Genomic DNA, 14167 nt, shown 5'->3' on the forward strand with positions numbered 1-14167 from the left:
GGTGAGCGCCGACCGGGTGGCGGGGGCCGCCGCCCCCCCCCCCCCCCCACCCACCCCCCCCCCCCCCCCCCCCCCCCCCCCCCTTCTTTCTTCCCCCCCCCCCCCCCCCCCCCCCCCCCCTCCCCCCCCCCCCGCGCCGAGTGATTCGCTAACCGCTGCGCGGAACGACGACCACGGGTCGCCGAGCCCCGCGGACCAGCTTCGTCGACACGCCGCCGAGCAGCACCCGTCGGGTCGGGCCGTAGCCGCGGGAGCCGCAGACCAGCACGTCCACCTCGTCGAGGTCGGACAGCGCCTCGACCACGTTGCCGCCGAGCAGGCTCCAGTCCACGGCCACGTCCGAGACCGTCTCCGCGGCCCGGCGCAGCGACTCCTCGTACGTCTCCCGGGCGGTCTCCAGGAAGGCGTGCTCGGCGTCGTCCCCGACCAGGAACGGTTTGGTGCCCTTGGCGTCCGCGACCACCGTGTAGAGCCGCAGCCCGGCGCCGGTGCGGCGGGCCAGCTTGGCCGCCTCGTCCAGCGCCGCGCGGCCGTCCGGAGTGTCCACATAGGCCACCCCGATCCGGCCCAGCGTGCCCGGCGGATCCGCCATGCCGGCCGGCGCCACCGCGATCGGGCAGTGGCTGCCGGCCAGCAGGCGCTCGGCCGTGCTGCCCGCGAAGAGTCGTTGCCGCGGCGCATTGCGGCCGGAACCCACCACGATCACCTCGGCGCGCACCTCCTCGGCCAGGTCGTGCAGGCCGTGCGCGGCCGACGAGGAGGCCACCGAGCGGTAGTCGACCTCGCCGGGCAGGTCCTTGAGAACCGCCCGGGCGCCGTCCAGCACCGCCTCGGCCGCCCGGTGCCGGTCCGCGATCCACTCGGCGTCGACGCGGCCCGAGCCGACCGCGGACGGCGCCGGATGGACCACCGCCACGATCAGCGGCTCCTCGAGCGTGTCCGCGGCCCACCGTCCGAGCAGCAGCGCGTCCCGCCCGGACGCGCCGCCGTCGACGCCGACGACCACCGGTGCGGTCATCTGGGCTCACCGTCCTCCGGCTTGTCCTGCTCGCGCGCCCAGCTCGGGGTGCCGCCGGTGCCGGCCGCGGCCTCCTTGCGGACCCGGGAGTTCCGGTAGCCGTAGGCGAAGTAGATGATGATGCCGATCGCCAGCCACACCACGAACCGGATCCAGGTGTCGATCGGCAGGTCGAGCATCAGATAGACGGCGAACAGCACGCCGAGGACCGGCAGCACCGGCGACCACGGCACGCGGTAGGGCCGCGGCATCTCCGGGCGGGTCCGGCGCAGGATGAGCACGCCGATGTTGACCAGCACGAAGGCGAACAGCGTGCCGATGTTGACCAGCTTGACGATCTCGCTGAGCGGCACCAGGGCGGCCAGGATGGCGATCAGGATGCCCAGGCCGATGGTGAGGCGGGCCGGGGTGCCGTAGCGCTGGTTGACCGTGGCGAGCTTCTGCGGGAGCAGGCCGTCGCGGCACATGGCGAAGAAGATGCGGGTCTGACCGTACATGATGACCAGCACCACGCTGGTGATCGCGACGACCGCGCCGAGCGCCAGCAGGCCGGCCGCCCAGCTGATCCCGGCGCCCTGGTCCAGCGCCGCGGCGAGCGGCGCGTCGCTCTCCTCCATCTGGGACGGGCTGGCGATGCCGAGCGCCCCGACCGCGGTGAGCACGTAGAAGACGGTGCAGATGACCAGCGAGCCGATGATCGCGATCGGCAGGTCGCGGGCCGGATTCTTGGCCTCCTCGCTGCCGGTCGAGACCGCGTCGAACCCGATGTAGGCGAAGAAGATGATCGCCGTCGCGGCGGTCACCCCGTCGAAGCCGTCCGGAGCGAACGGGGTGAAGTTGCCGGTGCCGAAGTTCACGAACGCCACCACGATGAAGAACAGCAGCACGGCCAGCTTGACCACGACCATGACCAGGTTGACCCGGGCGCTCTCGGTGACGCCGCGGACCAGCAGCAGCGTGATCGCCAGCACGATGAACACGGCCGGCAGGTTGAAGATGCCGCCGTCCTCGGGTGACTTGGCGATCGCGTCCGGCAGCGCCACCCCGAAGGCGGAGTCCAGGAACGCGTTCAGGTTGCCGCCCCAGCCGACCGCGATCGCGGCCACCGAGACGCCGTACTCCAGAATCAGGTCCCAGCCGATGATCCAGGCGACGATCTCGCCGAGCGTCGCGTAGGTGTACGTGTACGCGCTGCCGGAGACCGGGATGGACGAGGCCAGTTCGGCGTAGGAGAGCGCGGAGAACGCGCACGCCACCGCGGCCAGGACGAACGAGAGGATGACGGCGGGCCCGGCGATGCCGGCGCCCTCGCCGATCACCACGAAGATGCCGGTGCCGATGATGGCGCCGACCCCCATCGCGGTCAATTGGGTCGCACCGACCGCCTTCTTCAGGCCGTGGCCCTCTTCGGCGGTCTCGGTGATCAAGCTGCGGACCTCGCGGATCGCGAAGATCCCTGGTTTCTTCTGCCCCGATGCTGTGGCCATGCCGGCCTGCCCTCCACCTGGGCGGCGGAGGCGCAAGTCCGCCGCGTGGCACTCGAACCCCGGGACGCGCCCTCCCGGGTGACGGCCGCGCTGCGAGCGGGGGCATTGACGACCGCCAAGGTCACACTTGCGTTTTCCGTGGTCAGGCGCAAGATGGAAGGGAAGATGATCGGCAGAAGGCGGCAATCTTGCGGTGATCTGTTGCCGTTTTCCCGGGACGGTGGGTGAGTGCACAGTCACGCCCAGCGCACGGTTTGTCCGGCGAAATCCCGGATACATAAGGGAACCTGCGACGGGTGCACAGTCCGTTGTATGGTGTTGTCACGGGACTAGCGGAGGTGCGGCGAAGATGGGTGAGGCCGTGATGACCACGCGGCGGCAGGCCGACGGCGCGATCGTCGTCGACGTGCGCGGCACGCTGGACGCGGCCACGGTCGACGCCCTGCGTGAGGCGCTGCTGTCGACCCTGCACGCCGAGCGGCCGGTCACGATGATCGTGGACCTGACGTTCGTCACGTTCATGGACTCGATGGGCATCGGCGCGCTGGTGACGGGTTACAACGCGGCGCGCGAGACCGGCACCCGCTTCGTGCTGCGCAACCCCAGCGAGTTCGTGCACCGCCAGCTGCGGGTGACCGGGCTGGCCGAGATGTTCGGACTGCCCTCGGAGTCCGAGTCGCCGCAGTCGTACACGCCGTAGGATCTTGCGCCCTTCGCTGTAATGACCGTTAAGGTCGGGGTCATGGATCCGGCCGTGGGGGTGTGGTGCCGCGGCGCCGAGGTCTGCTTCCGGTTGCACGATCAAGATCAACGGCTGCTCGGGGTACGCCTGGGCAGCGGCGCGTTCCCCCGAGGCACGGACCTGTCCTTCGCCTACGACGAGGACACGCACGCCTGGGAGCTGCGCGCGCCCCGCCCGGCCGTGAACCGCCTGGAATACAAGCTCGAGCTGATCCACGCCGTCGGCCCGTCGGAGTGGGTCTGCGATCCGGACAACCCGCTGCGCGCGCCCGGCGGCTACGGCGACTCGTCCGAACTGCGCTGCCCGGAATACCACGAACCGCAGTGGCTGGGCCTGCCGCCCGCGCCCGGCGAGTGGCGTGACCTCTATCTGCCGATGCCCGCGCTGCACAGCGAGATGGTGGCCCGGGTCTGGTCGCCGCGCGGGGGCGCCGCGCACATCGTGATCGCGCACGACGGGCCGGACTACGACCGGTTCGGCGAGCTGGGACGCTACGCCGCCGTGATGATCGGGGCCGGCCGGGTGCCGCCCTTCCACCTGGTGCTGCTGCCGCCGGGGGAGCGGTTCGAGTGGTACTCGGCCAGCCCGGCGTACGCCCGCGCGCTGGCCACCGACGTGCTGCCCAAGCTGGCCGCCGAGCTCGGCACGGACGCGCCCGTGGTCGGCGTCGGCGCCAGCCTCGGCGGGCTCGCCATGCTGCACGCCCAGCGCCGCCACCCGGACCGCTTCGCCGGGCTCTTCCTGCAGTCCGCGTCGTTGTTCCAGCCCCGCTTCGACCGGCAGGAGTCGAGCTTCCGGCGTTACCTGCGGATCGTCCGGTTCACCGGCCGGGTCCGCCGCCGCACCGGCGGCCCCGCCGTGCCGGTGGCGATGACCTGTGGTGCGGTGGAGGAGAACCTGGCGAACAACGTCGACATGGCGGACGTGCTGCGCGGGCACGGCTACGACGTGTCGTTCGCCGACGTGCCGGACGCGCACACCTGGATCGGGTGGCGCGACGCCCTCGACCCACATCTGACCGCGTTGCTGCGGAAAGTGTTCTAACCCCGGGAGGCGACCGTGGCCGACGTCGAGCACATCATCGGACTGCTGCTGGGCCAGGAGGACGACTGGCCCCGGGCCTATGAGGCACTGCTGCGCCGGCTGGGTGTGGTGAAGGACGACGCCGGGCGCACCCACGAGGTGAACAGCGTCCGGGTCACCATCGAGCCCTTCAACCTGCGCGACAAGCCGCGCCACGAGCTGGTCATCGACCGGCTCGCCTACTGGTACTACCACCCGCGCGAGTGGCTCAAGAAGATCTCGCTCATGGACGACGTGTACCTGCTGAACAGCCCGTTCACGTTCCAGTCGATGGAGAAGCACGCGGCGTACTGCGCGATGATGCGGCTCGGGCTCAAGGTGCCCGAGACGGTGCTGGTGCCGTTCAAGAACCCGCTGGACAACTCGCGCTGGGCATACACCTCGAAGCGCTACAACCAGGCGTTCGACCTGGACGAGACGGCCGCCTCGGTGGGCTATCCGATGTTCATGAAGCCGTTCGACGGCGGCGCCTGGGTCGGCGTCTCGAAGATCCGCAACTCGGACGAGCTGCACGCGGCGTACGACGCGTCCGGCGAGCGCCTGATGCACCTGCAGTCGTCGGTGGAGAACTACGACGTGTTCGCCCGCTCGCTGACCATCGGCCCGGAGACCATGGTCATGAAGTTCCGCCCCGAGCTGCCGATGTACGACCGGTACGCGGTCGAGCACGACTTCCTCACCCCGGAGACCGGCGACGAGGTGATCACCATCTCGCGGCTGATCAACGCGTTCTTCCGGTGGGAGTTCAACTCGTGCGAGTCGCTGATCCGCGGCGGCGAGGTGCACCCGATCGACTACGCGAACGCCTGCCCCGACGTGGCCGTCACGTCGCTGCACTACTACTTCCCGTGGGCCATGTCGGCGCTGCTCAAGTGGACCGTGTTCTGCGTGGTCAGCGGTCGCAGGCCGCGGCTGGACATGAACACCGCCGACTACTTCGCGGTGGGCGACAACCCGGATCTCTCGTACGCCGAGAAGCTCGCCGGATACCGCAAGCTCGCCGACGACTACTTCGAGGTGGAGAAGTACCAGGAGTTCTGCGCCCGGCACCTGTCCCACGTCGACGAGATGGTCTACGAATGGGTGTCGTCGCCGGAGTTCCGCGGGCTGCTCAACGAAACCGTGCGGCTGACCTTCCCGCCGGCCGAGCACGACCGGTTCCTGGGCCATTTCGGCGGGCTGATGGACGCCTGGATCCGGGACCATGCCTAACCGGGAGCTCGCTTTCGCCGTCGCCCTCTACAAGCGCCGGCTCGGCTTCGCCTATCACGGTCATCTGCGCCGCGACCCGATGTCGCAGCTGCACCTGCGGATCGGCCGGGACAACCCCTACGCCGTCTACGAGCGCCTGCGCCGGGCCGGGACGCTGGTGCCGACGCGCATGGGCAACTGGGTCACCACCAGCCATCCGGTGTGCCGGGCGGTGCTGCGCGACCGGCGCTTCGGGGTGGGCGCACAGCAGAACATCGCGCCGGAGGCGGACCCGGACCAGTTCGACATGTCCTTCCTGGACCGCGACCCGCCCGATCACACCCGGCTGCGCCGGCTGGCCCAGCCCGCGTTCAGCCCCAAGCGGATGGAGTCCTACCGCCCCCGGGTGGAACGCACCGTCGACGACCTGATCGACCGGTTCGCGGCGGGCGGCGACGTCGACCTGGTCTCCGCCTTCGCCGCGCCCCTGCCGATCGCGGTGATCACCGACCTGCTCGGCGTGCCGGACGCCGACGCGGACCGCTTCGCCAGGATCGGCACGGTCTTCGGCAGCGCGCTCGACGGCATCCACTCGCTGCGCCACGCGGCCCGGCTGCAGGCCGCCCAGCGCGACCTCCGCAAGCTGTTCCAGCAGCTGTTCGAGCTGCGCCGCCGCGAGCCGGCCGACGACCTGGTGAGCCACATCGTGGCCGCCGAGGGCGAGCGGATCCAGCCCGCCGAGATGCTGCCGATGTGCACCCTGCTGCTGGTGGCCGGCTTCGAGACCACGGTCAACCTGGTCGGCAACACGGTGAACGCGCTGCTCGACCACCCGGACCAGTGGGCCGACCTGTGCGCGGACCCGGCCGGCCTGGCGGCCGCCGCGGTGGAGGAGACCCTGCGCTGGGATCCGCCGGTCCAGCGCACCGGCCGGTGCGCCCGCGAAGATCTGACCCTCGACACCCATCCGGTACGCCGCGGCCAATACGTCGTCACCCTGCTGGCGGCGGCCAACCGCGACCCGTCGGTGTTCCCGCACGCCGACCGGTTCGACATGCACCGCGAGCACGTGGCCGACCACCTGGCCTTCTCCAGCGGCATCCACTACTGCGTCGGCGCGCCACTGGCGTTGCTGGAGGCCACCGTCGCCGTGCGGCGGCTGGCCGAGCGCCTGCCCGGCCTGCACCGCGCCGGCCCGATCAAGCGCCGCACGTCCGGCCTGATCCGCGGCCCGATCACCTTCCCCGTGCGCCCCGAGCTGCGCAGACGCGGAAGTGTCAGACCGGCGGCCTAGAGTTCTGGGGGTGCGGATCAGGATCGAGGGCAGCGACCTGCCCGGCCGGCGGGCCGGCGCGGAGGCCGACGCGTTGCGCCTGGGCAACGTGCACGTCGGCGTGCAGCGCAAGACCGAGGTCGTCGACCGCGTCCTCGCGTCCGCGCCCGCGGCGGTCTGGGAGTTCGAGGTCGACAGCCGCGACGTGGGCGAGGGCTTCCTCGACGTCTTCGGTCCGTGGGTGCACGGCCGGCCCGGAGCCCGGTTCCTCTATCTGAGCTGGGGCGCGGTCTCCGGCGACGGGTTCGCCATGTTCCGCCGGGCCAAGCTGCTCTTCGGCGACATCCCGGCCGCAGTGCTGCGCGGCGCCCACGCCGGCCCGGGGGTGCTGGTCGGCCGCCTGGGCCTGACCGGCAAGGACGGCGGCCCGCGCTGCGCCCGGGTCCGCCCACCCGACATCACCTGGACTCTCGAATGACCCGGGTCCTGCACGGGCTGATCGCTCGGGACGGCACGCTCGGCGTGTGGGCCGAGACCGACGAGCCGGTGGTCACCGATGGTGTTTCGGCTCGTGGGGATGTGCCCTGGCACCCATTCGCGGTGGCGGTCGAGGGTGACCCGATGGCGGCGCCGATCCTGTTGCTGCCGTCCGGCTCGGCCGCGCCGTTGGCGTCGCCGCAGCTCGGGCTCGGGGCGCGTCGGGCGCAGCCACGGCTGCGCCCTTGGCGGGTGCCCGCCTCCGCGGTCCCGTTCGTCTCCGCCGACCTCATTGACGCCTTGGCCGCGAGCGCCCCGAAGCCGGACACGGGCCTCGGCCCGGATCCGGGCGTCGGTTCGGATCCGGGCGTCGGTTCGGATCCGGGCCTCGGCCCGGACCCGGGCGTTGGTTCGGGGTCGGGTGTCGGTTCGGGGTTGGGTGTCGGTTCGGGGTTGGGTGTCGGTTCGGGGTTGGGTGTCGGTTCGGGGTCGGGCGTCGGTTCAGGCTCGGGTGTCGGTTCGGACTTGGGCGTCGGTTCGGGTGCGGGCGTTGGTTCGGACTTGGGCGTCGGTTCGGACTCGGGCCTCAGCTCCAACCCGGGCCTCAGCTCGGGCTCGGATCCCAACTCGGACTCAGCCTCGGCATCGGCCTCCGCCCCGACTCCCACTCTCACTCCTTCCTCCGGGTACGTCTCGGGCGAGGGGGATCGGGTTGCGCCCTCGTTCGCTTTTCTGGCGGAGGTCTGTTCGTTTGCGGCGGATCTGGTCGCTCGGGGGCGGGTGTTGCCGAGTGTGTGGCCGGACGGACCGCGGGCGTTCTGGCGGCCGGTGCTGACCGGGCCCGACCTGTCGCGGCAGGCCGAGCTGGTGGCTCGGATGCCCGCGGCTTGTCGCGCCGAGCGGGTGCGGCCGGGAGCGCTGGAAGGCCGGCCCGCCGCCGAAGTCCTGCGGGCGGCGCTGCACCGGCTGGTGGACGGGCTGGTTCGCACCCGGCTGGCCGAGGCGAACCTGACCTTGACCGGCGAACCCTGGCTGGCCGCGCTCACCTCGGACGACATCGCCGCCGACGGGCCCGGTGGGCGGTTCGACGCACCCCCGGGCACCGTGCACACGCTCACCGAGTTGCTCGACGCGTGGCACTCCGACGCGGTCAGCGGGGCGGCGGTGCGGGTCGTGTTCCGGCTCGGCCATCTGCATGCGCTCGAGCCGGACCAGCCGGACGCCACCGGGGCGCCGATCGACTACGAGAGTTCGCAGGACGCGTGGCTGCTCGAGTTCCTGTTGCAGCCGCTCGACGAGCCCAGTGTGCTGGTGCCGGCCGAAGAGGTCTGGCGGGACCGGATCGCGCCGCTGCGGCGGTGGACACACCATCCGCAGGAGCGGCTGCTCGCCGGGCTCGGACGGGCCGCCCGGCTCTATCCGGCGTTGCACGACGCGCTGCGCGTGGCCCGACCGGCCGACCTGGTGCTCGACACCGAGGGCGCGCATCAGTTCCTCAGCCAGGCGTCGGTGCTGGAGCAGGCGGGTTACGGCGTGCTGGTGCCGGCCTGGTGGCGAGGGCGGCCCACGCTCGGGCTCGCGCTGGAGGTGCGCACGCCGGAGCCGATCAGCCCGGTGCTGCGGGACCGCACGGCGACCATGTCGTCGCTGGTGGACTACAACTGGGGGCTGGCGCTCGGTGGGCGGGTGCTGACCGAGGACGAGCTGGCCGACCTGGCGAAGGTCAAGGTGCCGTTGATCCGGCTGCGCGGCGAATGGGTGCACCTCGACCCCGAGCGGCTGGCGGCGGGGCTGGCGTTCCTGGCCCGGGGCGGCGGCACGATGACTGCCGGGGACGCGTTGCGGATGGTCCGGCTGCTGCCGCCCGAGGAGTTGCCGCTGCCGGTGACCGCGGCCTACGGCGAGGGGTGGGCGGCCGGGCTGCTGACCGGTGACCTGGACGAGCGGCTGGAGCTGCTGGATGCGCCGCCGGATCTGGCCGGCGTGCTCCGGCCGTACCAGAGAAGGGGTTTTTCCTGGCTTGCCTTTCTTGATCGTCTCGGGCTGGGCGCGTGCCTGGCGGACGACATGGGCCTGGGCAAGACCGTGCAGCTGCTGGCGTTGCTGCTGCACGAGAGGCGTGGGCCGGCGCTGCTGATCTGCCCGCTGTCGGTGCTGGGCAACTGGCAGCGCGAGGCGGCCCGGTTCGCGCCGACGCTGCGGGTGCGGGTGCGGCACGGCGCCGATCGGCCGGAGGATCTCGGCGCGATGGACGACTGCGACGTGCTGCTGACGACCTATGCGACGGCGACCCGCGACTGGCAGATGCTCGCCGGCACGAGCTGGGACCGGATCGTGCTGGACGAGGCGCAACACATCAAGAACAGCGCGAGCGCGGTGGCCACGGCGGTGCGGCGGATCCCGGCGCGCACCCGGATCGCGCTGACCGGCACCCCGGTGGAGAATCGGCTGGCCGAGCTGTGGTCCATTCTGGACTTCCTCAACCCGGGCGTGGTGACCAACGCGCACACGTTCCGGGCGCGCTACGCGGTGCCGATCGAGCGCTACGCGGACGAGGAGGCGGCGCTGCGGCTGCGGCAGGCGACCAGGCCGTTCCTGCTGCGGCGGGAGAAGAGCGACCCGGCCGTGATCGACGACCTGCCGGACAAGCGGCACGTGCGGCACCTGTGCGGGCTGACCACCGAGCAGGCCACGCTCTACCAGGCCGTGCTCGACGACATGCTGGAGCGGATGGGCGAGACCACCGACCGGCGCAAGGGCTTCGTGCTGGCCGCGACGACCAAGCTCAAACAGGTGTGCAACCACCCGGCGCAGCTGCTCGGCGACGGCTCGCCGCTGCCCGGCCGCTCCGGCAAGCTGGAACGGCTCGAGGAGATCCTCGACGCGGTGCTCGCGTCCGGCGAGCGGGCGCTGTGCTTCACCCAGTTCGCGCGGTTCGGCAGCATGCTCACCCCGCACCTGGCCGCGCGGTTCGGGGTGCCGGTGCGCTACCTGCACGGCGGCACCCCGCGCGCGGAACGCGACCGGATGGTCGCCTCCTTCCAGGAGGACACCCGCCCCGGCATCTTCGTGCTGTCGCTCAAGGCCGGCGGCACCGGGCTCAACCTGACCGCGGCCAACCACGTCGTGCACGTCGACCGCTGGTGGAACCCGGCGACCGAGGCGCAGGCCACCGACCGGGCGTTCCGGATCGGCCAGAACCGCGACGTGCGGGTGCACACGCTGACCTGCCTGGGCACTCTCGAGGAGCGGATCGACGGCCTGATCACCGAGAAGGGCCAGCTGGCCGAGCGTGTGGTCGGCAACGGCGAGAGCTGGCTGACCTCCCTGTCCACCACGGAGCTGCGCGACCTGCTCCGGCTGTCCCCGGAGGCCGTCGGTGGCTGAGCCGTCCCAGGATCTCGAGCCGGCCCGTCTCGCCGCGCCGTTCCTCGGCACGTTCGAGTCGTTGCGGATGGGCAGCACCTTCGCGCGCGGCCGCCGCGACATGCGGGCCGGGCACGTGCGCAGCCTGACCATCTCGAGCAGCCTGGTCGTGGCCCAGGTGCGGGGTCCCGAGGACGAGGTGTCGTTCCGGGCGCGGATCGCGCTGCGCGCGTTCGGCGCGGCCGAGTGGGCGCGCGTCGAGGAGGATCTGGCCAAGCAGGCGCGGTACGTCGCGGATCTGCTCGCGGGCCGCATGCCGCCGGGCATCGAGGCGGTCTTCGCGGGCGCCGGCCTGCACCTGTTGCCGCTGTCGCTGGACGAGATCGCGATGGACTGCAGCTGCGAGCGCTGGCCGATGCCGTGCACCCACCTGGCCGCGACGCTCTATGAACTCGCCCGCTCGTTCGACACCGACCCGTTCGGGGTGTTCGCGTGGCGCGGCCGCTCCCGCGAGGAACTGCTCGATCGGCTGCGCAGGTTGCGCGGCGCGGTGGCGGTGGAGGCCTTCGACGAGGTCGAACCGGTCGAGGAGGCCCCGGACGCGACCCTGGGCGACCTGGCGGACTTCTGGGGATCCCCGGCGCCGTACGTCTCGGAGGCGCCCGCCCGCGGCCGCTCGGACGCCCTGCTGGACCAGCTCGACCCGCCGCCGCTGGGCGACTCGCTGGTCGAGACGCTCCGCCCGGCCTACCTGGCCCTGCCCCCCGACCCCGACTGATCTCCCTCGCGCATCCCGTCCGCGGTGACGGGGTTAATCCATTGCCCATCCTTCGACGGGTGAGGACGATGCGGTCCATGGGCCTTTCAGCGACGCCTCGGCGCGCCGGTGCCGAGGATGCGGCGGCGGTCGCGGACGTACTGATCCACTCCCGGCGGGCCGCGGGCGACGCCATCCCTCCCGCCGTCCACTCGGATGCCGAGATGCTGGGGTGGGTCAGCGCCGTCGTGCTGCCCGAGCGGGAGGTGTGGCTGATGGAGGGCGCCGACGGCCGGGCGCTGGCGGTGCTGGTTCTCGACGGTGACTGGGTCGACCAGCTCTACGTCGACGCGGCCTGCACCGGCGCGGGACTGGGTTCCCGCCTCATCGAGCTCGCCAAGTCCCGCCGGCCCGCCGGGCTTCAGCTGTGGACGTTCGCGTCGAACACCGGGGCGCAGCGGTTCTACCTGCGCCACGGCTTCACGGTGGCCGAGGCGACCGACGGCGCGGGCAACGAGGAGAAGGCGCCCGACATCCGCTTCGTATGGACCGCGCCCTAGCCGCATGCGCGATGCCGCCTTCCTCGCCAGCGTCGGCGCTGGTCGTCGTTCGTGAGCCTGGGCAGGTATTTCACGGTCGTGGTCAGTACCAGTGCGGGCCAGCCCGTGTTGGACCGCGGTCCCTATCGGGTCTTGCGGCATCCGAGCTACACCGGGCTTCTGCTGATCTTCGCCGGCGTCGGCTTGGCGGTCGGGAACTGGGTCAGCGCGGTCGGCGCGGTCGGTCTGGTCCTGGTCGCCCTGGTCCATCGGCTGCGGATCGAGGAGCGCGCCTTGATCGCAGCCCTGGGCGACAGCTACCGCGAATTCGCGGCGAGTCGTGCCCGGCTGATCCCCTACATTTGGTAGCCGATCAAGGCCGCGGACGACCCGGGGGAGGAGGGCCGACGACGCCGAGCTGGCGTGCGAACGCGCCCAGGGCGGCTTCGTCCGGGCCGCCACGGGCAACCCGCGGAACTGCCCGGACCCGGCGAAGGATCCGATCGCCTGGGAGAGCTTCCAGCGCGGCATGCGGGACCCGGCCATGGCGGACCGCTTCTTTCCCGCTGGTCGGCGTGAAATCTGACCAAAGATCATTTCGGGACAAAGCGTGCAGGCCTTTGTCACAATGCCGGTATGCCTGCTCGTCGATATGCATCCCGGCGGTGGATCAATGGGTTGGTGATCCTCGGCCTGACGGCCGCTTTCTTGATCGCCATCCTGTCGTTTCCGTTCTTTCTGCAACGGCTCACCGGCGGCAGCGACCTGGATTGGCAGACCCTTTCCGACGTCGGCCAGGCCTATGGCGCGATATCCGCCATTCTTTCCGGGCTGGCTTTGTGCGGCGTCGCCTTCTCGGTGACCCTGCAGTGGCGGCAGGTCGTCTGGGCGCGCATGGTCAGCGCCCGCGAGCGGCACTTCGAGCTGATCAAGCTGATGCTGGACGATCCGCGGCTGAGTCACGAAGCCCGTGCGGGGGACACGCCGGAGCGGACTCGCCGGAAACTGCTGAACAATCTGTGGGTCTCGCACTGGTTGTTGCTGTGGGACATCGGCGAGTTGGACCCGGACTTTCTGCGGTCATCCTTCGACGAGCTTTTCACCGACGCGCTCGCGCGCGAATGGTGGTCTGATTTCGGCCCGGGCTGGCTGGCGAAGAAGTCGCGCCGGCACGACGAGTTCATGACGGTCGCGTGGGCCAGCTATCGAAGTCGCGCGGAGGCCGCTGCCGTGCCGGAGCCGGACGTCCCCGACCTGGCAGAGGTGTCATCGGCAGCGGCGGACCCTCGGCAGCGCCTGTCGTGAACGCCTGCCGAGGCCCCGCCGCGCCCCGATCAGGCGAATCGGTAGGGCGCCGCGCCCGGCGTCGCCCAGCGCTGCGCTGCAGCGCGGAATCGGACCACGGCCGCAGCCGCCCACATGCTGATGTTGACGAAGATCGACTCACTGAGCCGTCGCACCTTGGCCATCACCAGCTCACGGGCCGCGAGGTCGCCGACCGCGTTCAGGAAGAGCGTCTTCTCGATGGTGATCGACTCTTCACCCGCGCCGACGCCGGCGCCGAAATTCTTCAACTGCTCCCGGATTCTGCTCGGCGCCCTGCGGCCGATGATGGCGAAATCGCCGTTATCGAGCCGGCAGATGGCCGGGCAGCCCTGGTTTGTCATGCACTTCACATTTTCTCGCCACGGACGGCGCGACTCACCGATCCGACTCGCGATATTGTTCATTGTTGTCTTTCTCGTCGTAAATGAAAGAAATGCAAGATAAACAGCGGTCCACGCTCGGGTCGCGAACGAGGTCGGCCTCCGGAGAGGGATAGCCTCGCGAAGAACTACAATCTGCTGTCCGTTCATTGCTTTACGTCATGCCGTCTTCCGGTCCATGACGGTCAAGAACATAGCAGATAGTCCCGGCGAGTCGAGGTCGTTTCCCGAGTTACCGGTTGACGCGTTTGACTTTCCTTGTCAGATGTCGTCAAGCGCCGCGCGATCCGCGGCCGGTGACGTCCGCCGCGGACATTACCCGTGGCGGAAGGGGCACACCCTGGCATTTCGCAAAGTTTGCCCGTGCAGTTCGGCACGGGCCGTGTGGACGTGCGCGCCGATCCGGCGCGAGCCTGCCGCCCAACACGGATCGCTGACGTGGCAACAGTTCTGATGGCGCGAAGGGTTGATCATGCGACGCGGGCCGCGGGAGGCACCTTCGTCGGCAAAGGGCTGACGCGACCCACT

Annotated in this window: 12 protein-coding genes and 1 pseudogene; 10 read left to right on the plus strand and 3 right to left on the minus strand. The window is 71.0% G+C overall.

Annotated features, from left to right (window positions below; all coding sequences use genetic code 11):
- Positions 1 to 148: 148 nt before the first annotated feature.
- Both ACZ6TI_RS24065 and ACZ6TI_RS24070 read right to left on the minus strand, forming a co-directional pair.
- Positions 149 to 1018 carry a universal stress protein gene (locus ACZ6TI_RS24065; protein ID WP_465347371.1) on the minus strand — a complete coding sequence of 290 codons (870 nt, stop codon included), beginning with the start codon at positions 1016 to 1018 and terminating at the stop codon, positions 149 to 151.
- Positions 1015 to 2505, minus strand: a complete 1491-nt coding sequence (locus ACZ6TI_RS24070; protein ID WP_465347372.1) for an amino acid permease — start codon at positions 2503 to 2505, stop codon at positions 1015 to 1017. The genes ACZ6TI_RS24065 and ACZ6TI_RS24070 overlap by 4 nt, the downstream gene beginning before the upstream one ends.
- Before the next feature lie 349 nt (positions 2506 to 2854).
- Here ACZ6TI_RS24070 and ACZ6TI_RS24075 point away from each other — a divergent pair, with 349 nt between their 5' ends.
- The 10 genes and pseudogenes from ACZ6TI_RS24075 to ACZ6TI_RS24120 all read left to right on the plus strand — a co-directional run bounded on the left by ACZ6TI_RS24075 (position 2855) and on the right by ACZ6TI_RS24120 (position 13238).
- Positions 2855 to 3205, plus strand: coding sequence for an STAS domain-containing protein (locus tag ACZ6TI_RS24075; RefSeq protein WP_465347373.1), 351 nt, complete (start codon positions 2855 to 2857; stop codon positions 3203 to 3205).
- Positions 3206 to 3247: 42 nt separating this feature from the next.
- Complete coding sequence (locus tag ACZ6TI_RS24080; RefSeq protein WP_465347374.1) at positions 3248 to 4291, plus strand: alpha/beta hydrolase; 1044 nt, start codon at positions 3248 to 3250, stop codon at positions 4289 to 4291.
- A 15-nt stretch (positions 4292 to 4306) separates the two neighbouring features.
- The gene (locus ACZ6TI_RS24085) at positions 4307 to 5542 is read left to right on the plus strand and encodes an ATP-grasp domain-containing protein (protein ID WP_465347375.1); all 1236 of its coding nucleotides are present in this window, start codon (positions 4307 to 4309) and stop codon (positions 5540 to 5542) included.
- Positions 5535 to 6815, plus strand: coding sequence for a cytochrome P450 (locus ACZ6TI_RS24090; protein ID WP_465347376.1), 1281 nt, complete (start codon positions 5535 to 5537; stop codon positions 6813 to 6815). Before ACZ6TI_RS24085 ends, ACZ6TI_RS24090 begins: the two co-directional genes overlap by 8 nt.
- 10 nt (positions 6816 to 6825) lie before the next feature.
- Positions 6826 to 7272: a DUF5990 family protein gene (locus ACZ6TI_RS24095; RefSeq protein WP_465347377.1), complete on the plus strand. Its 447-nt coding sequence runs from the start codon at positions 6826 to 6828 to the stop codon at positions 7270 to 7272.
- 791 nt (positions 7273 to 8063) lie between these two features.
- Positions 8064 to 10658: a DEAD/DEAH box helicase gene (locus tag ACZ6TI_RS24100; protein WP_465347378.1), complete on the plus strand. Its 2595-nt coding sequence runs from the start codon at positions 8064 to 8066 to the stop codon at positions 10656 to 10658.
- The gene (locus ACZ6TI_RS24105; RefSeq protein WP_465347379.1) at positions 10651 to 11415 is read left to right on the plus strand and encodes an SWIM zinc finger family protein; all 765 of its coding nucleotides are present in this window, start codon (positions 10651 to 10653) and stop codon (positions 11413 to 11415) included. The genes ACZ6TI_RS24100 and ACZ6TI_RS24105 overlap by 8 nt, the downstream gene beginning before the upstream one ends.
- A gap of 77 nt (positions 11416 to 11492) precedes the next feature.
- The gene (locus tag ACZ6TI_RS24110; protein ID WP_465347380.1) at positions 11493 to 11954 is read left to right on the plus strand and encodes a GNAT family N-acetyltransferase; all 462 of its coding nucleotides are present in this window, start codon (positions 11493 to 11495) and stop codon (positions 11952 to 11954) included.
- A gap of 39 nt (positions 11955 to 11993) precedes the next feature.
- Positions 11994 to 12302: pseudogene (locus ACZ6TI_RS24115) on the plus strand (methyltransferase family protein); the annotation flags it as partial.
- A 312-nt stretch (positions 12303 to 12614) separates the two neighbouring features.
- Positions 12615 to 13238 carry a DUF6082 family protein gene (locus ACZ6TI_RS24120; RefSeq protein WP_465347381.1) on the plus strand — a complete coding sequence of 208 codons (624 nt, stop codon included), beginning with the start codon at positions 12615 to 12617 and terminating at the stop codon, positions 13236 to 13238.
- A gap of 29 nt (positions 13239 to 13267) precedes the next feature.
- Here ACZ6TI_RS24120 and ACZ6TI_RS24125 read toward each other — a convergent pair whose 3' ends face one another.
- Positions 13268 to 13663: a hypothetical protein gene (locus ACZ6TI_RS24125; protein ID WP_465347382.1), complete on the minus strand. Its 396-nt coding sequence runs from the start codon at positions 13661 to 13663 to the stop codon at positions 13268 to 13270.
- Positions 13664 to 14167: the final 504 nt, after the last annotated feature.

This window comes from Actinoplanes sp. NPDC051388, assembly GCF_055586225.1.